The sequence below is a fragment of the Escherichia sp. E14S1 genome (genome assembly GCF_004211995.1).
In the GTDB taxonomy this organism is placed as follows: domain Bacteria; phylum Pseudomonadota; class Gammaproteobacteria; order Enterobacterales; family Enterobacteriaceae; genus Escherichia.
The window spans coordinates 390,518-412,301 of the sequence record NZ_RHJQ01000003.1; the positions used below are offsets into that span (position 1 = coordinate 390,518).

The window sequence follows — 21,784 nt, forward strand, 5'->3', positions numbered from 1 at the left end:
CAGTGTGGGTCCAGTAATGTTGGATGTTGAAGGTTATGAACTGGACGCGGAAGAGCGCGAAATACTAGCGCATCCGCTGGTGGGAGGGCTGATTCTCTTTACACGTAACTATCATGATCCAGCACAGTTGCGCGAACTGGTACGCCAGATCCGCGCAGCTTCACGCAATCACCTGGTGGTGGCGGTGGATCAGGAAGGTGGACGTGTGCAGCGTTTTCGTGACGGTTTTACCCGCTTACCGGCAGCGCAATCATTCGCTGCGCTGTTAGGAATGGAAGAGGGGGGCAAACTGGCGCAAGAGGCAGGTTGGCTGATGGCCAGCGAAATGATAGCTATGGATATTGATATCAGCTTTGCGCCAGTGCTGGACGTAGGACATATCAGCGCGGCGATTGGTGAACGTTCTTATCATGCCGACCCAGAAAAAGCCCTGGCAATCGCCAGTCGGTTTATTGATGGGATGCATGAAGCCGGAATGAAAACCACCGGTAAACATTTTCCTGGTCACGGTGCCGTAACTGCAGATTCACACAAAGAGACGCCGTGCGACCCCCGCCCGCAAGCGGAAATTCGTGCCAAAGATATGTCGGTTTTCAGTACGTTAATTTGCGAAAATAAACTCGATGCCATTATGCCCGCGCATGTGATCTACAGCGATGTTGATCCGCGTCCGGCGAGCGGTTCTCCCCACTGGCTGAAAACTGTTTTACGTCAGGAGCTGGGGTTTGACGGCGTGATTTTCTCTGACGATTTATCGATGGAAGGTGCCGCGATTATGGGCAGTTATGCCGAGCGTGGACAGGCATCACTGGATGCAGGTTGCGATATGATCCTGGTCTGCAATAATCGTAAAGGGGCCGTCAGCGTGTTAGATAATCTGTCACCGATCAAGGCAGAACGTGTTACACGTTTGTATCATAAAGGTTCATTTTCGCGACAGGAACTGATGGACTCGGCTCGCTGGAAAGAGATCAGCGCCCGTCTGAATCAGTTACATGAACGCTGGCAGGAAGAGAAGGCAGGTCATTAACCCTGGCTTATGTGAGGAAGCGATGATTATCTATTTGCACGGTTTTGACTCTAACAGTCCGGGTAACCACGAGAAAGTCTTACAATTGCAGTTTATTGACCCGGATGTACGGCTAATAAGCTACAGTACGCGGCATCCGAAACATGATATGCAGCATTTGCTCAAAGAAGTGGACAAAATGCTGCAACTGAACGGCGACGAGCGCCCGCTCATTTGTGGTGTTGGTCTGGGCGGTTATTGGGCAGAGCGGATTGGTTTTCTCTGTGATATTCGCCAGGTGATCTTCAATCCCAATTTGTTCCCTTATGAGAACATGGAAGGGAAGATTGATCGCCCGGAAGAGTATGCCGATATTGCCACCAAGTGTGTGACCAACTTCCGTGAGAAGAATCGCGATCGTTGCCTGGTGATTTTGTCGCGTCACGATGAAGCGCTTAACAGTCAGCGGACATCTGAAGAGTTGCATCATTATTACGAGATTGTCTGGGACGAAGAGCAGACACACAAATTCAAAAATATCTCTCCGCATTTGCAGCGCATTAAAGCATTCAAAACCCTCGGTTAATTGGCATCGTCGCATCAGGTAACCTTGTCGGTACCTGATGCGGCCCCGGATTCTGTAGGTCGGATAAGGCGTTCACGCCGCATCCGACACTGGCAATGTGCCTGATGCGACGCCGTTCGCATCTTATCAGGCCTCCCAAACGCCCTCCATATACGCATCACTCTCCTGAATTAGCTCGAATAATAAACAATAAACTCTGTTTTTTGATCTCAACAGGTAAAACCGCCTATCTTTTCAGCAACAAAACTTGATTAACATCAATTTTGGTATGACCAATGCACCATTCATGTTATTCTCAATAGCGAAGAACATTTTCATTGCTGTAACCTGTTGTTAATTAAGAGCTATGTTAATAACCATTAGTTAACAATTGGTTAATAAATTTAAGGGGGTCACGTTGACTACGCCATTGAAAAAAATTGTGATTGTCGGCGGCGGTGCTGGTGGGCTGGAAATGGCAACACAGCTTGGAGATAAGCTGGGGCGCAAGAAAAAAGCCAAAATTACATTGGTCGATCGTAACCACAGTCACCTGTGGAAACCGTTGCTGCACGAAGTGGCGACCGGATCGCTCGATGAAGGCGTTGATGCGCTGAGCTATCTGGCCCATGCGCGTAATCATGGTTTCCAGTTTCAGCTGGGGTCTGTGGTTGATATCGATCGTGAAGCGAAAACAATCACCATTGCTGAACTGCGCGACGAAAAAGGTGAATTGTTAGTTCCAGAGCGGAAAATTGCTTACGACAAGCTGGTGATGGCGCTGGGTAGCACCTCTAACGATTTCAACACGCCGGGCGTAAAAGAGAACTGCATTTTCCTTGATAACCCGCATCAGGCACGTCGTTTCCATCAGGAGATGCTGAATCTGTTCCTGAAGTTTTCTGCTAACCTGGGCGCCAATGGCAAAGTGAATATTGCGATTGTTGGCGGCGGCGCGACCGGCGTAGAGCTCTCTGCCGAATTGCACAATGCCGTGAAACAACTGCACAGTTACGGTTACAAAGGGCTGACCAACGAAGCCCTGAACGTTACTCTGGTGGAAGCGGGAGAGCGAATTTTGCCAGCGTTACCGCCGCGTATCTCTGCTGCGGCTCACAATGAGTTAACGAAACTGGGCGTTCGCGTGCTGACGCAAACTATGGTTACCAGTGCCGATGAAGGCGGTTTGCACACTAAAGATGGTGAATATATTCAGGCCGATCTGATGGTGTGGGCTGCCGGGATAAAAGCACCAGATTTCCTGAAAGATATTGGTGGTCTTGAAACCAACCGTATCAACCAACTGGTGGTGGAACCGACGCTGCAAACCACGCGCGATCCAGACATTTACGCTATTGGTGACTGTGCGTCATGCCCGCGTCCGGAAGGGGGCTTTGTACCGCCGCGTGCTCAGGCCGCACATCAGATGGCGACCTGCGCAATGAACAACATTCTGGCGCAGATGAACGGTAAACCGCTGAAAAATTATCAGTATAAGGATCACGGTTCGTTGGTATCGCTGTCCAACTTCTCCACCGTCGGTAGCCTGATGGGTAACCTGACGCGCGGTTCAATGATGATTGAAGGACGAATTGCGCGCTTTGTGTACATCTCGCTATACCGAATGCATCAGATTGCGCTGCATGGCTACTTTAAAACCGGATTAATGATGCTGGTGGGCAGTATCAACCGCGTTATCCGTCCGCGTTTGAAGTTGCATTAATCGGCGTACACTGGCGGATGTGGCGTAAACGCCTCATCCGCCCTTGAGGAACAGTGCGATCGGTAGCCGCGTCGTATCAGGTATCCTTTCAGACTTCTCTGAATCCTTCAGCTTTTCCTGCTATTCCCACGCTTTTCATCTTCTGTCTGATAGCTGCTTTCCCCCTTCGCTTGCATGATTGTCATAACTGCAAAGAAGGAGGTGTTCCCGTGAATAAATCAATGTTGGCGGGTATCGGGATTGGTGTAGCGGCTGCGCTTGGCGTAGCGGCAGTGGCCAGTCTGAACGTGTTTGAACGTGGCCCGCAATACGCTCAGGTTGTTTCTGCAACCCCAATCAAGGAAACGGTTAAAACACCGCGCCAGGAGTGCCGCAATGTCACGGTGACCCATCGCCGACCGGTACAGGATGAAAACCGCATTGCTGGTTCGGTCCTCGGGGCCGTCGCTGGCGGGGTGATAGGGCATCAGTTTGGTGGTGGTCGCGGTAAAGATGTCGCCACTGTTGTGGGGGCGCTGGGCGGTGGATATGCCGGTAACCAGATCCAGGGCTCTCTCCAGGAAAGCGATACTTACACTACCACGCAGCAGCGTTGTAAAACGGTGTATGACAAGTCAGAAAAAATGCTCGGTTATGATGTGACCTATAAGATTGGCGATCAGCAGGGCAAAATTCGGATGAACAGCGATCCGGGTACGCAAATCCCATTAGATAACAATGGGCAACTGGTTCTGAATAACAAAGTATAACAAGGCTGTACTCTGCAATTTAGCCCCTCATTCGCTCAGGCTGAGGGGCTTTTTTTTGCGTCTTACTTCACCAGTTCAGGCCATAAACGCAGCGTTGTCCGGGCAATCAGCATCAGTTTTTCCAGCGATGCGCCTTCACGGGCGCTTATCGACATCCCCTGAATAATACAATTAAGAAATTCCGCAAGATGCGTTACGTCACAGTGGGCGGGAATTTCCCCGCGTGCCTGGCGTTGACTTAAAAACTGCTGCAAGGTGCGTTCTTGCATTGCGTGACGTGATTTCACCGTATGAGCAATATCGCCCGAATCCGCTGAAAGCGTGGTGCAGTTGTTAATCATAAAGCAACCCGCGGGGGTGTCTTTGCTGGTAAAGCAGCTGGCGACGGCAGCGAAATAGTCCGCCAGTGCAGACTCCACGCTTTTTTCTTCACAAAACAACTGCGCTTCATGCTTAGCGGCAAAGCGATCGATATAACGGTCGAGTACGGCGCGAAATAACCCCTCTTTGTTGGTAAATTCCGCGTAGAGCGTTGGCGCTTTGGCTCCGGTCGCTTCAACGAGGTCCGCAAGGGAAGTCGCTTCATAACCGTGCTGCCAGAACAATTTCATGGCCTTATCAAGCGCGGCGTCCCTGTCGAACACTTTTGGGCGGCCACGGCTTTTTTTTACACAATGTGTTGAGTCTGTTGCCATGATGCCATTGTACCTGGTGGCTGTGAATGAATGGTTATTATAAAAATAATCACCTCCCTTCACCAGTCCAGAAAATAGAAAAATAAAAACTCTCTATTTAACTGAAATTTAAAGTTTTTTAATTTAATTAATGATTGTTATAAAAAACCTCTTGTATGTGATCAAGATCACATCTATCATTTAGTTATCGATCGTTAAGTAATTTCTTGCGACGCCATTCACCTGCATAAGGCCACTATTATGAAAAACGTAAAAACCCTCATCGCTGCGGCGATTTTAAGTTCCATGTCATTTGCCAGCTTTGCTGCTGTCGAAGTTCAGGCAACACCAGAAGGCCAACAAAAAGTGGGTACAATTAGTGCTAACGCGGGGACAAATCTGGGATCGCTGGAAGAACAGCTGGCACAAAAAGCGGATGAGATGGGCGCAAAATCTTTCCGTATTACTTCAGTAACCGGTCCGAATACCCTCCACGGAACGGCAGTCATTTATAAATAAGCATTAACCCTCATTAATGCCCGCTATTGCTGCTTTTTTCCCCGCGACATACTGTGCCGCGGGGATTTTTTTATCCGGGAGTTACAGCGATTGTGGGCTCAGTTGATGGCGGCGCACATCTACCGGCATTCCGGAACGGACATCCATCACATGCTGCATCACTTCAGCATCAGTTTGTGCTGCATCTTTAAATGATTGCATTGCGCTATTCAGCGTAATCGGCAATAGCTGCGGATCGTCATCAATCTTCTCTGACAGCGGCTGATGCACTTCAACCAGACGCGCACCGTTTGGTTCGGCAGAGACTTTTATCGGCGTGTTGATGATATTCACTTTGGTGCCTGGGGTGACCTGGCTAAAGAGTGTTTTGATATCGTCATCCCGTAGACGAATACAGCCAGAACTTACCCGCATGCCAATGCCGAAATCGGCGTTCGTACCGTGAAGCAAATAAACGCCGCCATAGGCCGCCAGACGAATCGCATGATGGCCCATTGGGTTATCCGGCCCAGCCGGAACTACCGCAGGCAACTCAATTCCCTGTGCTTTATAACGGGCGCGAATATTCGCTGTAGGCGTCCAGGTTGGGTTTGCACGTTTGTCTGAAACGGTGGTCACCATTGTCGGTGTCAGCGTGTCACCACCTAACTGACCAATACCTATTGGATACACGGTTACCGAATTTTTACCCGGCGGGTAGTAATAGAGACGCAGCTCCGCAATGTTGATCACAATGCCTTCGCGCGGCGCGTCTGGTAGTAGAGTTTGCAATGGGATCGTTAACACGCTACCCGCGCGTGGCACGTAAGGATCAACGCCGGGGTTAGCCTGTAACAGAGCGAGAAAGCCGACGTTATATTTTTTGGCGATGGCTTCCAGCGAACCACCGTCATTTTCCACCACATGAAATTTATTTTCGCCAACCAGACGACTGCCCGCTGGCGGCAGCGGCCAGGTATTGGCTTTTGCCGGTAGCGTCAGCGCCACGGCTGCGGCGAACGTAAAAAAAGTTAGCCAGCGAGAAAAACGCGTTTTGATCATCACCAAAAATCCATAATAAATATAAGGTTATTGTAATAAAAAGATAAGCCTGAATTATGGATGGTGACAGTGTCGGATAGTGCAGGGAAGTGCAAAGAATTTGTAAATGTTACAGATGGGGGCGCAGAAACGCCCCCGATATCACCATTAAGCGATCGCGTTCTCTTCCAGTTCACGCATAAACTGGCGAACCCATTCGATACGCGTTTTCCGCTCGCTCAAATCCTGAATAAACTTCAGGCGCGTCGGGCCATCAAGGCGATAATGCTGCGGCTGTTTTTGCAGCAAACCAATCAGCCAGGCTGGATTCACGTGATTCTTCTCGGCAAATTCGATCACGCCGCCTTTCTCATTACCTTCCAGCTTCCTGATCCCCAGTTTCTGCGCTTGCTGACGCAGACGGGCAATATCCAGCAGGGTACGCGCCGGATCCGGCAGCAGGCCGAAGCGATCGATAAGCTCGACTTTGATCTCTTCCAGCTCGTTTTCCGTTTTGGCGCTGGCAATACGTTTATAGAACGACAAACGCGTATTCACGTCAGGGATGAAATCATCTGGCAATAGCGACGGCATCCGCAGCTCGACTTCTGTTTGCTGGCTGGTGAGATCTTCCAGCGACGGCTCGCGTCCGGCTTTCAGTGCATCGACGGCGTTTTCCAGCAACTCCATATACAGCGAGAAACCGATGGTTTCCATCGAGCCGCTCTGTTCTTCGCCAAGCAATTCACCCGCGCCGCGGATCTCCAGATCGTGCGTTGCCAGCGCAAAGCCTGCCCCGAGATCTTCCAGCGAGGCAATCGCTTCAAGACGTTTTTGCGCATCGGTAGTCATCGCTTTCGGATGCGGCGTCAGCAGCCATGCATATGCCTGATGATGCGAACGTCCGACGCGACCGCGCAACTGGTGCAGCTGCGCCAGACCGAAGTGATCCGCGCGTTCAATGATAATGGTGTTGGCAGTCGGGATGTCGATTCCGGTTTCGATAATGGTGGTACAAACCAGCACGTTGAAACGTTGATGATGGAAATCATTCATCACCCGTTCCAGTTCGCGCTCACGCATCTGCCCGTGACCGATGGCAATCCGCGCTTCAGGCACCAGTTCCGCCAGCCGTTCGGCGGCTTTCTGGATGTTTTCCACATCATTGTAGAGATAGTAAACCTGACCGCCACGCAGAACTTCGCGCAGGATCGCCTCTCTGACCACCAGACTGTCATACTCGCGGACAAACGTTTTAACAGCCAGACGACGGGCGGGTGGCGTGGCGATAATCGACAGGTCACGCATTCCGCTCATTGCCATATTCAGCGTACGTGGGATTGGCGTAGCGGTAAGCGTCAGAATATCCACGTTCGCCCGCATCGCTTTAATGCGCTCTTTATGACGCACCCCGAAGCGGTGTTCTTCATCGACAATCAGCAAGCCTAAATCTTTAAACTTGACGTCATTTTGCAGCAGTTTGTGCGTACCGATCAGAATATCGATTTTCCCTTCCGCCACTTCCGCAAGGATTTGCGTCTGCTCTTTGGCGCTGCGGAAACGGGAGATCATTTCGATACGTACCGGCCAGTTGGCGAAACGGTCGCGGAAGTTGTCGTAATGCTGTTGCGCGAGAAGGGTGGTTGGCACCAACACCGCCACCTGCTTGTGATTCTCTACCGCCAGGAAAGCGGCGCGCATCGCGACTTCTGTTTTACCAAAGCCAACATCGCCGCACACCAGACGATCCATTGCCAGTGGCTGACACATGTCGCTAAGCACAGCATTAATGGCTTGCGCCTGATCCGGCGTGGTTTCAAACGGGAAGCTATCGCAGAACAATTGATATTGCTCGCGATCGTGTTTAAACGCGAAGCCCTCTTTGGCGGCGCGTTGCGCGTAGATATCCAGCAATTCCGCCGCCACATCACGCACTTTTTCCGCCGCTTTCTGCCGCGCGCGTGACCATGCATCGCCGCCAAGTTTATGCAGCGGGGCGTTTTCTTCCGCGCCACCCGCGTAACGGCTAATCAGATGCAGTGACGACACCGGAACATACAGTTTGGCATCGTTGGCATAGGTGAGCATCAAATACTCGCCAGTAATGCCGCCAGCTTCCAGTGTGGTCATTCCGGCATAGCGCCCGACGCCGTGCTCCAGATGGACCACCGGCTGACCAATGTGCAGCTCAGCGAGGTTACGGATCAGTGTATCGGGGTTGATGGCTCGCCGTGAATCCTGACGACGGCGGGCAACACGTTCACCGAGCAGATCGCTTTCGCAAATCAGCGCCAGATTACGTACCGTATCGACAAAACCATGTTCGGCAGCGCCAATCATCAAATAACGCCCACGGTCGCTGGCTTCATCAAGACGCATAATGCGTTGCGGGGCAATTTTAATTCGCGCGAGCAGTTCACCCAGCGCTTCACGGCGACCTTCACTTTCTACCGAGAACACCACCGGACCGTCGAAAGACTCGAGGAACTTACGCAGCGCATCCAGCGGCGCTTTTTGTTGCGCCTGAACGGCCAGGTCTGGCAGCTTCTCGAAGCCTAAATTGGCATTCGCTGCTTTTGTCGGTAAATGTTCTGCTTTTAGCTGCACGCGGGGCCAGTTTTTCAGCTCTGAGAAGAGCTCGTCCACCCGCAGCCAGAGCGATTGTGGCGGCAACAGCGGTCGCATTGGATCGACGCCACGGCTTTCAAAACGCGCCAGCGTGTCAGCCTGGAAACGTTCAGCACTGTTTTCCAGATCGCCAGTATTCACCAGCAATGTATTGGCAGGGAAATAACTGAACAGTGGCGGCAGCGGTTCGCTGAAGAATAGCGGCTGCCAGTACTCGATCCCGGCAGGCAATGTGCCTTTACTCACTTGCTGGTAAATATGTTCCGGATCGCGCTTCACTTCGAAGGTATCGCGCCACTGGCTGCGGAACAGTTCAATTGCCGCTTTATCGGTCGGGAATTCGTGTGCGGGCAGCAGGTTGATGGCTTCAACTTCTTCCAGCGTGCGCTGGCTATCGACGTCAAATACACGCAGGCTGTCGATTTCATCATCAAAGAAATCAAGACGATAAGGCAGTTCGCTGCCCATAGGGAAGAGATCCAACAACGCGCCGCGCGTGGCGTATTCGCCGTGCTCCATCACCTGATCAACATGGCGATAACCTGCGCTGTCCAATTGGGTTCGTAATGCATCTCGTGACAGGCGCTGACCTTTTTTCATCACCAGCGCATGACCGTGGAGAAAACTGTGCGGGCAAACGCGCTGCATAAGCGTATTCACCGGAACAATCAGTACGCCACGCTGCATCGTCGGTAGCTGGTAAAGGGTGGAAAGGCGCGAGGAGATGATGTCCTGATGAGGCGAAAAACTGTCGTAAGGGAGTGTTTCCCAGTCCGCCAGATTCATCACCATCTGATCGGTGAACTGGCTGATTTCATCATGCAAACGCAGAGCATTTTGCATATCTGGTGCAATGAGTACCACCGGACCGGCGTGACGTTCGGCAATTTCCGCCACCAGCGTCGCGCAGGCAGCGCCAGTTAACTCGCCCAGCAGACGCTGCTCACCCGCTTTGACGGGCAGCGTATAACGATATTGTTCAGGCATAACGGTTGTCAGAGTCTCGTTAGGATATGCCCCAACATATGGGGGCCTATCTCTGATAAGCAATGCTGTTCATTATCCGTAATCGAGATGGTTTAGCAAATTGAATCGCCCCGGCTGGGGCGATGGCTTAACGAGAGTAACTGGTGGCAGGCAGAGAAGGCGGGGAGAACAACAGGTCGCTGAATGCGCGTTGTGAAAATTTTCGCACCAGTAATCCAGCAACAGTACAAATCAACAAACTGACAAAGGGATAAACCAGCAGGAGCGTCAGTTCGAGTTGCGGCGACCAGCGGGCTGCATTCATTTGCGGAATCAGACTTAAGCTGAATATCTCTACCAGAATGCGATGAGTGGTGTAGATGGCAATGGTGTTAGAACCAATCACATTCAGCAGGCTGGAGGAACGCATACCGAAACGCTGCTCGTACTGATAAAACAGTTTCATGATCACTACAATCGATACCAGCGACAACAGCAGCGAGATATTAAACAACCAGGCAGCAACCGCCAGAACAGCCAGCAAAGAAGCCATCAGCAGATGGCGGCGCAACGGCACCTCTTTAACACAGGTCATTAATGTTGCGCCAAACCATGCACCAAGGCTGTAATAAGGCAAATTGCGGATCACACTGTTCATTCCCCACCATGGCGTGGGAACGAAATTAACCGCCACACTCATCAGCACAAACAGAACGAATAACGGCAGTGCCAGGCGGTTAAAAATTTTACATATCACGAAATAGACAATTAAAGCATACAGATACCACAAGCTGGTGCTGGCGGTGATCATCCCGTGCAGGAACTCACCGGTGGAATCGGCATACGCGGCATTGGAGGCATTGCTTAAATCGCGCTCAGGCGCCAGCCACGGGTTCAGCGCACTTAACGCCATCCACTGCACCACGCCCCAAAGCGCCAGCACCCAGAAGATGTTCCAGATGCGTTTATCGAGACAATTTCCCCAGGGTACGCTGTCGATATAGCGGCGAATCAAGTAGCCGGAAATAAAGAAAAAAACCGGCATACGAAAGGGCGCAAGGTAAAGATTGAAATAGATCCAGCATTTGCTCAGGACTTCCGATAACGGATGCTGGAAAGTGGTCAGATGCGGATAAAAGGTAATGACCGAGTGATAAATCACCACCAGACAAATACATAACCCTTTGATCTGGTTAATCCATAGCTCTTTTTGTTTCATCAGGACAACACGCTCTTTTTATTTAACATGCTGTTGATCCTGCGGGGCGAGTCGCGTGGTGTAATGCGTATCTGTCTGTATTTGGTTATTTTTCAGATAAAGATCAGGCCACAAGGCCGATGAGAAAATGAGGCCCTTTAGCCGATTGATTTGCTGGTACTTTTCAGATTAGCCCTGACGATCACTTACAGTTCAGACGTTTACCCATCCCGCTTTCGCTTATATACTCGTGTCTTTGCTAACAGCAACCAGACGGATTTCATGTACCAACCTGTCGCTCTATTTATTGGCCTGCGTTACATGCGTGGGCGTGCAGCGGATCGCTTCGGTCGTTTCGTCTCCTGGCTTTCTACCATCGGCATTACCCTCGGGGTGATGGCGCTGGTCACAGTATTGTCAGTGATGAACGGCTTTGAGCGCGAGCTGCAAAACAACATACTTGGCCTGATGCCACAGGCAATTCTCTCTTCTGAGCATGGCTCTCTTAACCCGCAGCAACTCCCGGAAACGGCAGTCAAACTGGACGGCGTTAATCGCGTCGCACCTATCACTACCGGTGATGTGGTACTGCAAAGCGCGCGCAGCGTGGCGGTCGGGGTGATGCTGGGTATCGACCCGGCGCAAAAAGATCCACTAACGCCGTATCTGGTCAATGTGAAACAAACTGACCTCGAGCCGGGGAAATATAATGTCATCCTCGGTGAACAGCTGGCCTCACAGTTGGGCGTTAATCGCGGTGATCAAATCCGCGTGATGGTGCCATCTGCCAGCCAGTTCACGCCAATGGGGCGTATTCCAAGCCAGCGCCTGTTCAATGTGATTGGCACTTTCGCCGCCAACAGTGAAGTCGATGGCTATGAAATGTTGGTGAACATTCAAGATGCCTCGCGTCTGATGCGCTATCCGGCAGGCAATATTACCGGCTGGCGCTTGTGGCTGGATGAACCACTGAAAGTCGACTCATTAAGTCAGCAAAAACTGCCAGAAGGCAGCAAATGGCAGGACTGGCGCGATCGCAAAGGCGAGCTGTTCCAGGCCGTACGCATGGAAAAAAATATGATGGGCTTGCTGCTGAGCCTGATTGTCGCCGTTGCGGCGTTTAACATTATTACCTCGCTGGGGCTAATGGTGATGGAGAAGCAGGGCGAAGTAGCGATCCTGCAAACGCAAGGCTTAACTCCGCGACAAATCATGATGGTCTTTATGGTGCAAGGGGCCAGCGCCGGGATTATCGGTGCAATCCTCGGAGCAGCGCTTGGCGCACTGCTTGCCAGCCAGTTGAATAATCTGATGCCGATAATCGGCGTCCTGCTTGATGGCGCAGCGCTGCCGGTGGCTATCGAACCTTTACAGGTCATTGTTATTGCGCTGGTGGCGATGGCTATCGCGCTGTTGTCTACGCTTTACCCTTCCTGGCGCGCTGCCGCCACTCAACCCGCTGAGGCTTTACGTTATGAATAAGATCCTGTTGCAATGCGACAACCTGTGCAAACGCTATCAGGAAGGCAGTGTGCAAACCGATGTGCTGCACAATGTCAGTTTCAGCGTGGGCGAAGGTGAAATGATGGCGATCGTCGGTAGCTCTGGTTCTGGTAAAAGTACCTTGCTGCACCTGTTAGGCGGGCTGGATACGCCAACCTCCGGCGATGTGATTTTTAATGGTCAGCCAATGAGCAAACTGTCTTCGGCGGCGAAAGCAGAACTGCGCAACCAGAAGCTGGGCTTTATTTATCAGTTTCACCACTTGCTGCCGGATTTTACCGCCCTGGAAAACGTGGCTATGCCGCTGCTGATTGGCAAGAAAAAGCCCGCTGAAATCAACAGTCGAGCGTTGGAAATGTTAAAAGCGGTGGGGCTGGAGCATCGTGCGAATCACCGCCCGTCAGAGCTTTCCGGCGGTGAGCGTCAGCGTGTGGCGATTGCCCGTGCGCTGGTCAATAACCCGCGCCTGGTGCTGGCGGATGAACCTACCGGTAACCTTGACGCGCGTAACGCAGACAGCATCTTCCAGTTGCTTGGGGAGTTGAATCGCTTGCAGGGCACCGCGTTCCTGGTGGTTACTCACGACCTGCAACTGGCGAAACGCATGAGCCGCCAACTGGAGATGCGTGATGGTCGTCTGACGGCGGAACTAAGCCTGATGGGGGCGGAGTAATGGCGATGCCTTTATCGTTATTAATTGGCCTGCGTTTTAGTCGCGGACGGCGGCGCGGCGGCATGGTGTCGCTGATCTCCGTCATTTCTACCATTGGCATTGCACTTGGCGTGGCGGTATTGATCGTCGGCTTAAGCGCGATGAATGGCTTTGAACGCGAACTGAACAACCGCATTCTTGCTGTGGTACCGCACGGTGAAATTGAGGCGGTAGATCAGCCGTGGACTAACTGGCAGGAAGCACTGGATAAAGTGCAGAAAGTGCCGGGTATTGCCGCCGCTGCGCCGTATATCAATTTCACCGGGCTGGTGGAGAGTGGCGCGAATCTGCGCGCTCTGCAGGTTAAAGGCGTTGATCCGCAACAGGAACAGCGTCTGAGCGCGCTGCCATCATTTGTCCAGGGCGATGCCTGGAACAATTTTAAAGCGGGCGAACAGCAAATTATCATCGGCAAAGGCGTGGCGGATGCGCTGAAAGTGAAGCAGGGCGATTGGGTGTCGATTATGATCCCAAACTCGAATCCCGAGCATAAGCTGATGCAGCCGAAACGTGTGCGTTTGCACGTTGCGGGTATTTTGCAGTTGAGTGGCCAACTCGATCACAGTTTTGCCATGATCCCGCTGGCGGATGCCCAACAATATCTTGATATGGGTTCCAGTGTGTCAGGCATTGCCCTTAAAATGACGGATGTTTTTAACGCTAACAAACTGGTACGTGACGCGGGTGAAGTAACCAACAGCTACGTTTATATTAAAAGCTGGATTGGTACTTATGGCTATATGTATCGCGATATCCAGATGATCCGCGCCATTATGTATCTGGCGATGGTACTGGTGATTGGCGTGGCCTGTTTCAACATCGTCTCCACGTTAGTGATGGCGGTGAAAGATAAGAGTGGCGATATCGCAGTATTAAGAACGCTGGGGGCGAAAGACGGTTTAATTCGCGCCATCTTTGTCTGGTATGGATTGCTGGCAGGGCTGTTCGGCAGCCTCTGTGGTGTGATTATCGGCGTAGTGGTTTCACTGCAACTTACCCCGATTATTGAGTGGATTGAAAAGCTGATTGGTCATCAGTTCCTCTCCAGTGATATCTATTTTATTGACTTCCTGCCATCGGAATTGCACTGGCTGGACGTCTTCTACGTACTGGTCACAGCATTGTTGCTGAGTCTTTTGGCAAGTTGGTATCCGGCGCGACGCGCCAGTAATATTGACCCTGCGCGAGTCCTTAGCGGCCAGTAAAGGCAGTACATTAAAACAAGGAGCGGCAATGTATTACGGGTTTGATATTGGTGGAACGAAAATTGCGCTAGGCGTGTTTGATAGCGGTCGGCAGTTGCAGTGGGAAAAGCGGGTGCCGACACCGCGTGACAGCTATGACGCATTTTTAGATGCAGTGTGCGAGCTGGTGGCCGAAGCCGATCAACGTTTTGGCTGTAAAGGTTCTGTCGGCATCGGTATTCCGGGAATGCCGGAAACAGAAGATGGCACGCTGTATGCCGCCAATGTCCCCGCCGCAAGTGGTAAACCGCTGCGTGCCGATCTGAGCGCACGCCTTGAACGCGATGTGCGCCTTAATAACGACGCCAACTGCTTTGCCCTTTCTGAAGCCTGGGACGATGAATTTACCCAATATCCACTGGTGATGGGACTGATCCTGGGGACTGGCGTTGGCGGTGGACTGGTATTCAACGGTAAACCGGTAACGGGTAAAAGCTATATTACGGGTGAATTTGGGCATATGCGCCTTCCCGTCGATGCATTAACCATGATGGGGCTGGATTTCCCGTTACGTCGCTGCGGCTGTGGTCAGCACGGTTGCATTGAAAATTATCTGTCTGGTCGCGGTTTTGCGTGGCTGTATCAACACTATTATCATCAACCGTTGCAGGCTCCCGAAATTATTGCGCTTTATGAGCAAGGCGATGAGCAGGCAAGGGCGCACGTTGAGCGTTATCTGGATTTATTAGCGGTTTGTCTGGGAAATATCCTGACCATTGTTGACCCTGATTTGCTGGTCATTGGCGGTGGCTTATCGAATTTCCCGGCAATCACAACGCAACTGGCGGACAGGCTGCCTCGTCATCTCTTACCTGTAGCTCGTGTTCCGCGCATTGAACGCGCGCGTCACGGGGATGCAGGAGGAATGCGTGGTGCGGCCTTCCTACATCTAACCGATTAATCAACAGAGGTTGCTATGTTGTCGCGTCGGGGTCATCGGTTAAGTCGTTTTCGTAAAAATAAACGCCGCCTGCACGAGCGTTTGCGTCAGCGTATTTTTTTCAGAGATAAAGTGGTGCCGGAAGCAATGGAAAAACCAAGAGTACTCGTACTGACAGGGGCAGGAATTTCTGCGGAATCAGGTATTCGTACCTTTCGCGCAGCAGATGGCCTGTGGGAAGAACATCGGGTTGAAGATGTGGCTACACCGGAAGGTTTTGATCGCGATCCTGAACTGGTGCAAGCGTTTTATAACGCTCGTCGCCGTCAACTACAGCAGCCAGAAATTCAGCCTAACGCTGCGCATCTTGCTCTGGCTAAACTGCAAGACGCCCTCGGCGATCGCTTTTTGCTGGTGACGCAGAATATCGATAATCTGCATGAACGCGCAGGTAATACCAATGTGATTCATATGCATGGGGAATTGCTGAAAGTACGTTGTTCGCAAAGCGGTCAGGTTCTCGACTGGACCGGAGACGTCACGCCAGAAGACAAATGTCATTGCTGCCAGTTCCCGGCTCCGCTGCGCCCACACGTAGTGTGGTTTGGCGAAATGCCACTCGGCATGGATGAAATTTATATGGCGTTGTCGATGGCCGACATTTTCATTGCTATTGGCACATCCGGGCATGTTTATCCGGCGGCTGGGTTTGTTCACGAAGCGAAGCTGCATGGCGCGCATACGGTTGAACTCAATCTCGAACCGAGTCAGGTCGGTAATGAATTTGCCGAGAAATATTACGGCCCGGCAAGCCAGGTGGTACCAGAGTTTGTTGAGAAGTTGCTGAAGGGATTATAAATCAGGAGTAATTGCCTGATGCGCTACGCTTATCAGGCCTACGAGCGGACCACAATTAATTGAATTTGTGGGGTTTGTAGGCCAGATAAGGCGTTCTCACCGCATTCGGCACAATACACGCGCACTTTTCCGGCCTCTTTTCCTTTAACTCGTCTATAGCAGCGATACATTATTCCTGACTCATTAGTTACTTCCTTGCTAAATAAAAAACGGGCGGTAATACCACCGCCCGCTTGCTGAATTAACGTCCTGCTTTCAGCTTCTGATAATACTCTTCATAAATGCTACTGGCTGGGCCAACGTCACTCTGCCATTCGCCATTTTTAATGGTTTCAGCATCCGGGTAGAGCGTCTTGTCGTTTGCTATTTCCGGGCTTAACAGTTTGCGCGCGGCGAGGTTTGGCGTTGGATAACCGATAGTTTCGGCAACCTGTTTTGCCACATCCGGGCGCAGCAGGAAGTTGATCAGTTTCAGCGCGCCTTCTTTGTTTTTGGCATTTGCCGGAATCGCCAGGCTGTCCATCCAGAAAATGCCGCCTTCTTTCGGCCACACCACGTCAATTGGCGTACCCGCCTGGCGAGCAACGAAAGCAGAGCCGTTCCAGATCATGCCGAGGTTAACTTCGCCTTCCATGTACGGGTTTGCCGGGTTATCGGAGTTAAACGCCGCGACGTTTGGCATCAGTTTTTTCAGCTCGTTATACGCAGCTTCAATCTCTTTCGGATCGGTGGTGTTACCGGAGTAGCCCAGCTTACGCAGCGCCATCTGGAATACTTCACGGGCATCGTCGGTCAGCAGCAGGCTGCCTTTGTACTCAGGCTTCCACAGATCGGCCCAGCTGGTGACAGATTTCGGATCCACCGCATCACCGTTAACGCCAATCGCCGTCGCACCCCAGATATACGGAATGGAGTAGTCGTTATTCGGATCAAACGGCTTGTTGAGCATTTCTGGGTCGAGGTTGCCAAAGTTTGTTAACTTCGACTTGTCGATCTTCTGGATCATCCCTTCTTTACGCATTTTATCAACGTAATAGGTTGAAGGAACCACCAGGTCATAGGCACCGTCTTTGTACGTTTTCAGCTTGGCGTACATGGTTTCGTTCGACTCGTAAGTCGAATAGATAACCTTAATACCGGTTTCTTTGGTGAACTGTTCGAGCAGTCCAGGCGGCACGTACTCGGTCCAGTTGTAGAAATACAGTGTGTTGTTGTCATCAGCGTGAGCGGCGCTCATGCCCAGTGCCAGAGCACCCGCCGCGAGCAGGTGGCGTGACCATTTTTTCATTTAACGTCCCCTGTGTTACCTTTCGTTTTATCACGAGCAATAAGCTGGCTGGCAATTACCATCACCAGCGACAGCACCAGTAATATGGTTGCCAGCGCGTTAACTTCCGGCGATACGCCGACTTTGACCATCGAATAAATTTTTAACGGCAGAATTTCATAGCTTGGGCCGGTGACGAAAGAAGAAACTACCACATCGTCCATCGACAGGGTAAAGCTTAACACCCAGCCCGCCGCCACCGCTGGCATTGCCAGTGGCAGGATGATTTTTCGCAGAATGGTAAATTCACTGGCACCGAGATCTTTCGCCGCTTCCAGCATTCGCACGTCAAAACCTTTCAGGCGCGAATACACCGTCACCACCACAAACGGTAGGCAGAAGGTGATATGCGAGAACAGCAGCGACCAGAAGCCAAGCTGAATACCCAGCAGCATAAACAGCACCAGCAGAGAAATCGCCATCACGATATCTGGCGACATCATCACCACAAACAGCATTCCGCTAACGAACGGCTTACCGCGAAAGCGATAGCGGTACAGCGCAACGGCCGTCAGTGAACCGATAAGCGTGGCAAACGTCGCCGAAAACACCGCCATCGTCAGTGAATGCTGCGCTGCCTGTAACAGACTGTCGTTGTTCATCAGCAGGCTATACCATTTGGTGGTAAAACCCTGCCAGTTGATGCCAAAGCGCGAGCTGTTGAAGGAGTTCACAATCAAAATAATGATTGGGATATACAGGTACGCGTAGATAGCGGTCATAAAACCGCCGCGAAGCAGTCGACCGATCATTCGAGTTCCACCTTCTTATTCAGCAAACGAGAAGCGCGCCAGTAAACCAGCAACATCAGGCCCATTACGATAGTCAGCGTAATGCTGGTGGCTGCACCAAACGGCCAGTCACGAATATTAAGGAACTGGACCTTGATGACGTTACCGATCAGCAGGTTTTTCGCACCGCCCATCAGGTCGGACACATAGAACAGGCCCATCGCTGGCAGCATCACCAGCAGACATCCGGCAATAATCCCCGGCATCGTCAGTGGAATAATGATGCGGATAAAAGTCTGCAACTTGCTGGCACCGAGATCGCGCGCCGCCTCCAGCAACGGCTTATCCAGTTTTTCGATACTGGAGTACAGCGGCATCACCATAAACGGCAGCAGAATGTAAACCAGACCGATAATCACCGCACTGGGCGTGAACATGATACGAATTGGTGTGTCGATAACGCCCAGCCAGAGCAAAAACTCGTTGAGATAGCCTTTGGTGCTGAGGAAAATTTTCAGCCCGTAGATGCGAATCAGTGAGTTGGTCCAGAAGGGAACAATCAGCAGAAACAGCAGCAGCGGACGCACCTTGTGCGGCAGCTTCGCCAGAAACCAGGCAAACGGATAGCCCAGAACCAGGCAGGCGAGGGTGGCGATCAGCGCCATATTCAGCGAGTGCAATAGCACTTCAAAATAGAGCGGATCGAGCAGACGTGCGTAGTTTTCCAGCGTAAAGACCATTTTGACGAAACTGGCGTCGTCGCGGGTCAAAAAGCTGGTGCCAATGATCATCAGGTTGGGCAGAAAGACAAACAACACAAGCCAACCGACAATAGTGACAATCACTACATTCTGGAACTTACTTGTGTTCTTCATCAGCCAGTACGACCTCCCAGCTTTCTACCCAATTAATGGCCATTTTTTGGTCGAGAGAGTGGTCAAAGTCAGGATCGTCTTCATTGAAGAATTCGCTGACCATCACCATCTTGCCATTTTCCAGTTCAACAACCGACTCCAGCGTCATGCCTTTGTAGTTACGCTCACGAACGTATCCAATCAGCCCTTCAGCATGGTTGTCGTCGTTAATCTCTTCAACACGTAAGTCTTCCGGGCGCAGCAGAACATGCAGTTTTTGCCCCGGTTCAACGGCGAAGTTAACGTAGATATTACACTCGCGACCTTCAACGTTAGCCCGCACGCGCTGCTCGTCGAGACGTTCGATGACAGTGGCGTTGAACATATTGATTTCGCCAATGAATCCGGCAACAAATAAATTCTTCGGCTCTTCGTAAATTTCGCGCGGTGTACCGTCTTGCTCAATACGACCCTCGCGCATCACCACAATCCTGTCTGACATGGTGAGTGCTTCTTCCTGATCGTGAGTGACAAAGACGAAGGTAATGCCAAGCTTACGCTGTAACGCTTTCAACTCGTTCTGCATTTGCTTGCGCAGTTTGTAATCCAGCGCCGAGAGCGACTCATCAAGCAGCAGCAGGCGAGGCTTGTTAACCACCGCACGGGCAATGGCGACGCGTTGCTGTTGGCCGCCTGAGAGCTGATGCGGTTTGCGTTGAGCGAAGCTTTCCAGTTGCACCATCCGCAAAGCTTCCATCACGCGAGGCGTAATTTCAGCAGCAGGGGTTTTTTGCATACGCAAACCAAAGGCCACATTTTCGAATACGGTCATGTGGGGGAATAGCGCGTAGCTTTGGAAAACGGTGTTCACATAGCGGTTTTCCGCCGGAACGTGGGTGATGTCCTCGTTATCCAGCATGATGCGTCCAGAATCAACAGTTTCCAGACCCGCAATCAGGCGAAGAACGGTTGTTTTACCGCAGCCAGAAGGGCCAAGCAGCGTGAGGAACTCGCCATTGTTGATAGTCAGATCCAGCTGGGGAATGACCTCTTTACCATCAAAGCATTTGCGAATTCCCGCCAATTGCACCAGCGGTGAAAGCGAACTCGGTTGTTTATTCAATTTTTTACTCTGTCCCATGTAAACGCAACGGATGGCTTACCGAAGCGGGGTTTGTGGTTAACCACCTTGGTGACTCTTAAAGAGGGCCGTAATTCTACGGCAAACTACTTGGATCGCCAATCCTTGTTGTGAATTACTGGCTTAGCTTTATATTCATTAAGGTAATGTTGATAAATATTCCCGATTGCAGGGGTAAAAGTGACCTGACGCAATATTTGTCTTTTCCTGCTTCTTAATAATGTTGTCACGAAAAGTGAGGGTGACTACATGGATAAACTACTTGAGCGTTTTTTGAACTACGTGTCTCTCGATACCCAATCAAAAGCGGGGGTGAGACAAGTTCCCAGCACGGAAGGCCAGTGGAAATTATTGCATCTGCTGAAAGATCAGCTGGAAGAAATGGGTCTTATCAATGTGACCTTAAGTGAGAAAGGAACGTTGATGGCGACGCTACCGGCTAACGTTCCTGGCGATATTCCGGCGATTGGCTTTATTTCTCATGTGGATACCTCACCGGATTGCAGCGGTAAAAATGTGAATCCGCAGATTGTTGAAAACTATCGTGGCGGCGACATTGCGTTGGGCGTCGGCGACGAAGTCCTGTCACCGGTCATGTTCCCGGTACTGCATCAACTGCTGGGACAGACGCTGATCACCACTGACGGTAAAACATTGTTGGGTGCTGACGACAAAGCAGGTATTGCAGAAATCATGACCGCGCTGGCGGTATTGCAGCAGAAAAATATTCCGCATGGCGATATTCGTGTTGCCTTTACGCCAGATGAAGAAGTGGGCAAAGGGGCGAAACATTTTGATGTTGAAGCCTTTGATGCCCGCTGGGCTTACACCGTAGATGGTGGTGGCGTAGGTGAACTGGAGTTTGAAAACTTCAACGCTGCTTCGGTGAATATCAAAATCGTCGGCAACAATGTTCACCCAGGTACGGCAAAAGGTGTGATGGTGAATGCGCTGTCGCTGGCGGCACGCATTCATGCGGAAGTACCGGCAGATGAAAGCCCGGAAGCTACGGAAGGTTATGAAGGCTTCTATCACCTGACAAGCATGAAAGGCACTGTTGAGCGCGCCGATATGCACTACATCATCCGTGATTTCGACCGTAAACAGTTTGAAGCGCGTAAACGTAAAATGATGGAAATTGCCAAGAAAGTGGGCAAAGGGTTACACCCGGATTGCTACATTGAACTGGTGATTGAAGACAGTTACTACAACATGCGCGAGAAAGTCGTTGAGCATCCGCATATTCTTGATATTGCCCAGCAGGCGATGCGCGATTGCGATATTGAACCAGACCTGAAACCGATCCGTGGTGGTACTGACGGTGCGCAGTTGTCATTTATGGGATTACCGTGTCCGAATCTGTTTACCGGCGGTTATAACTATCATGGTAAACATGAGTTTGTCACTCTGGAAGGAATGGAAAAAGCGGTGCAAGTGATTGTGCGTATTGCCGAGTTAACGGCGAAACGGAAGTAAGCGAAAT

The 21,784-nt window shown here is 51.3% G+C and carries 19 protein-coding genes; 11 read left to right on the forward strand and 8 right to left on the reverse strand.

What is annotated here, in order from left to right:
- Nucleotides 1–4 precede the first annotated feature (4 nt).
- The 4 genes from nagZ to D9734_RS04190 all read left to right on the forward strand — a co-directional run bounded on the left by nagZ (nucleotide 5) and on the right by D9734_RS04190 (nucleotide 4,046).
- Nucleotides 5–1,030, forward strand: a complete 1,026-nt coding sequence (gene nagZ / locus D9734_RS04175; RefSeq protein ID WP_130205563.1) for a beta-N-acetylhexosaminidase — start codon at nucleotides 5–7, stop codon at nucleotides 1,028–1,030.
- 22 nt (nucleotides 1,031–1,052) lie between these two features.
- Nucleotides 1,053–1,595, forward strand: coding sequence for an alpha/beta hydrolase YcfP (gene ycfP, locus D9734_RS04180; protein WP_130205565.1), 543 nt, complete (start codon nucleotides 1,053–1,055; stop codon nucleotides 1,593–1,595).
- Between the two features lie 397 nt (nucleotides 1,596–1,992).
- Complete coding sequence (gene ndh / locus D9734_RS04185) at nucleotides 1,993–3,297, forward strand: NADH-quinone dehydrogenase (RefSeq protein WP_130205567.1); 1,305 nt, start codon at nucleotides 1,993–1,995, stop codon at nucleotides 3,295–3,297.
- A 209-nt stretch (nucleotides 3,298–3,506) separates the two neighbouring features.
- Nucleotides 3,507–4,046, forward strand: coding sequence for a glycine zipper 2TM domain-containing protein (locus D9734_RS04190; RefSeq protein ID WP_064528599.1), 540 nt, complete (start codon nucleotides 3,507–3,509; stop codon nucleotides 4,044–4,046).
- A 62-nt stretch (nucleotides 4,047–4,108) separates the two neighbouring features.
- Here D9734_RS04190 and comR read toward each other — a convergent pair whose 3' ends face one another.
- Entirely contained in the window at nucleotides 4,109–4,741 is a 633-nt protein-coding gene (gene comR, locus D9734_RS04195; protein WP_130205569.1) for a TetR family copper-responsive transcriptional repressor ComR, read from the reverse strand.
- Between the two features lie 240 nt (nucleotides 4,742–4,981).
- On the opposite strand from comR, the gene bhsA reads away from it, so the two are divergent.
- Nucleotides 4,982–5,239: a multiple stress resistance protein BhsA gene (gene bhsA, locus D9734_RS04200; RefSeq protein WP_000800147.1), complete on the forward strand. Its 258-nt coding sequence runs from the start codon at nucleotides 4,982–4,984 to the stop codon at nucleotides 5,237–5,239.
- A gap of 81 nt (nucleotides 5,240–5,320) precedes the next feature.
- Here the strand turns inward: bhsA and ldtC are convergent, their stop codons facing one another.
- The 3 genes from ldtC to D9734_RS04215 form a co-directional block, all read right to left on the reverse strand.
- Nucleotides 5,321–6,283, reverse strand: a complete 963-nt coding sequence (gene ldtC, locus D9734_RS04205) for a L,D-transpeptidase LdtC (RefSeq protein WP_165383267.1) — start codon at nucleotides 6,281–6,283, stop codon at nucleotides 5,321–5,323.
- A 144-nt stretch (nucleotides 6,284–6,427) separates the two neighbouring features.
- Nucleotides 6,428–9,874, reverse strand: a complete 3,447-nt coding sequence (gene mfd / locus D9734_RS04210; protein ID WP_130205571.1) for a transcription-repair coupling factor — start codon at nucleotides 9,872–9,874, stop codon at nucleotides 6,428–6,430.
- 127 nt (nucleotides 9,875–10,001) lie between these two features.
- Nucleotides 10,002–11,072 (reverse strand): acyltransferase family protein, encoded by a 1,071-nt coding sequence (locus D9734_RS04215; RefSeq protein WP_130205573.1) that lies wholly within the window; start codon nucleotides 11,070–11,072, stop codon nucleotides 10,002–10,004.
- Nucleotides 11,073–11,333: 261 nt separating this feature from the next.
- On the opposite strand from D9734_RS04215, the gene lolC reads away from it, so the two are divergent.
- From lolC to cobB, 5 genes are read left to right on the forward strand one after another with little or no spacing between them, the layout of a single operon-like run.
- Complete coding sequence (gene lolC / locus D9734_RS04220) at nucleotides 11,334–12,533, forward strand: lipoprotein-releasing ABC transporter permease subunit LolC (RefSeq protein ID WP_130205575.1); 1,200 nt, start codon at nucleotides 11,334–11,336, stop codon at nucleotides 12,531–12,533.
- Nucleotides 12,526–13,227 carry a lipoprotein-releasing ABC transporter ATP-binding protein LolD gene (gene lolD, locus D9734_RS04225; protein ID WP_001033695.1) on the forward strand — a complete coding sequence of 234 codons (702 nt, stop codon included), beginning with the start codon at nucleotides 12,526–12,528 and terminating at the stop codon, nucleotides 13,225–13,227. Before lolC ends, lolD begins: the two co-directional genes overlap by 8 nt.
- Nucleotides 13,227–14,471 carry a lipoprotein-releasing ABC transporter permease subunit LolE gene (lolE, locus tag D9734_RS04230; RefSeq protein WP_042003467.1) on the forward strand — a complete coding sequence of 415 codons (1,245 nt, stop codon included), beginning with the start codon at nucleotides 13,227–13,229 and terminating at the stop codon, nucleotides 14,469–14,471. The genes lolD and lolE overlap by 1 nt, the downstream gene beginning before the upstream one ends.
- Before the next feature lie 28 nt (nucleotides 14,472–14,499).
- Nucleotides 14,500–15,411 (forward strand): N-acetylglucosamine kinase, encoded by a 912-nt coding sequence (gene nagK / locus D9734_RS04235; RefSeq protein WP_130205577.1) that lies wholly within the window; start codon nucleotides 14,500–14,502, stop codon nucleotides 15,409–15,411.
- 15 nt (nucleotides 15,412–15,426) lie between these two features.
- A complete protein-coding gene (gene cobB / locus D9734_RS04240) occupies nucleotides 15,427–16,248 on the forward strand; it encodes a Sir2 family NAD+-dependent deacetylase (protein ID WP_096938882.1) in 822 nt (273 codons plus the stop codon).
- Nucleotides 16,249–16,489: 241 nt separating this feature from the next.
- Here cobB and potD read toward each other — a convergent pair whose 3' ends face one another.
- From potD to potA, 4 genes are read right to left on the reverse strand one after another with little or no spacing between them, the layout of a single operon-like run.
- Complete coding sequence (gene potD / locus D9734_RS04245; protein WP_130205579.1) at nucleotides 16,490–17,536, reverse strand: spermidine/putrescine ABC transporter substrate-binding protein PotD; 1,047 nt, start codon at nucleotides 17,534–17,536, stop codon at nucleotides 16,490–16,492.
- Nucleotides 17,533–18,327, reverse strand: coding sequence for a spermidine/putrescine ABC transporter permease PotC (gene potC, locus D9734_RS04250; protein ID WP_000580316.1), 795 nt, complete (start codon nucleotides 18,325–18,327; stop codon nucleotides 17,533–17,535). Before potC ends, potD begins: the two co-directional genes overlap by 4 nt.
- A complete protein-coding gene (potB, locus tag D9734_RS04255; protein ID WP_060773672.1) occupies nucleotides 18,324–19,181 on the reverse strand; it encodes a spermidine/putrescine ABC transporter permease PotB in 858 nt (285 codons plus the stop codon). The genes potC and potB overlap by 4 nt, the downstream gene beginning before the upstream one ends.
- Complete coding sequence (gene potA / locus D9734_RS04260; RefSeq protein ID WP_130205581.1) at nucleotides 19,165–20,301, reverse strand: spermidine/putrescine ABC transporter ATP-binding protein PotA; 1,137 nt, start codon at nucleotides 20,299–20,301, stop codon at nucleotides 19,165–19,167. Before potA ends, potB begins: the two co-directional genes overlap by 17 nt.
- 249 nt (nucleotides 20,302–20,550) lie before the next feature.
- Here potA and pepT point away from each other — a divergent pair, with 249 nt between their 5' ends.
- Nucleotides 20,551–21,777: a peptidase T gene (pepT, locus tag D9734_RS04265; RefSeq protein ID WP_130205583.1), complete on the forward strand. Its 1,227-nt coding sequence runs from the start codon at nucleotides 20,551–20,553 to the stop codon at nucleotides 21,775–21,777.
- Nucleotides 21,778–21,784 lie beyond the last annotated feature (7 nt).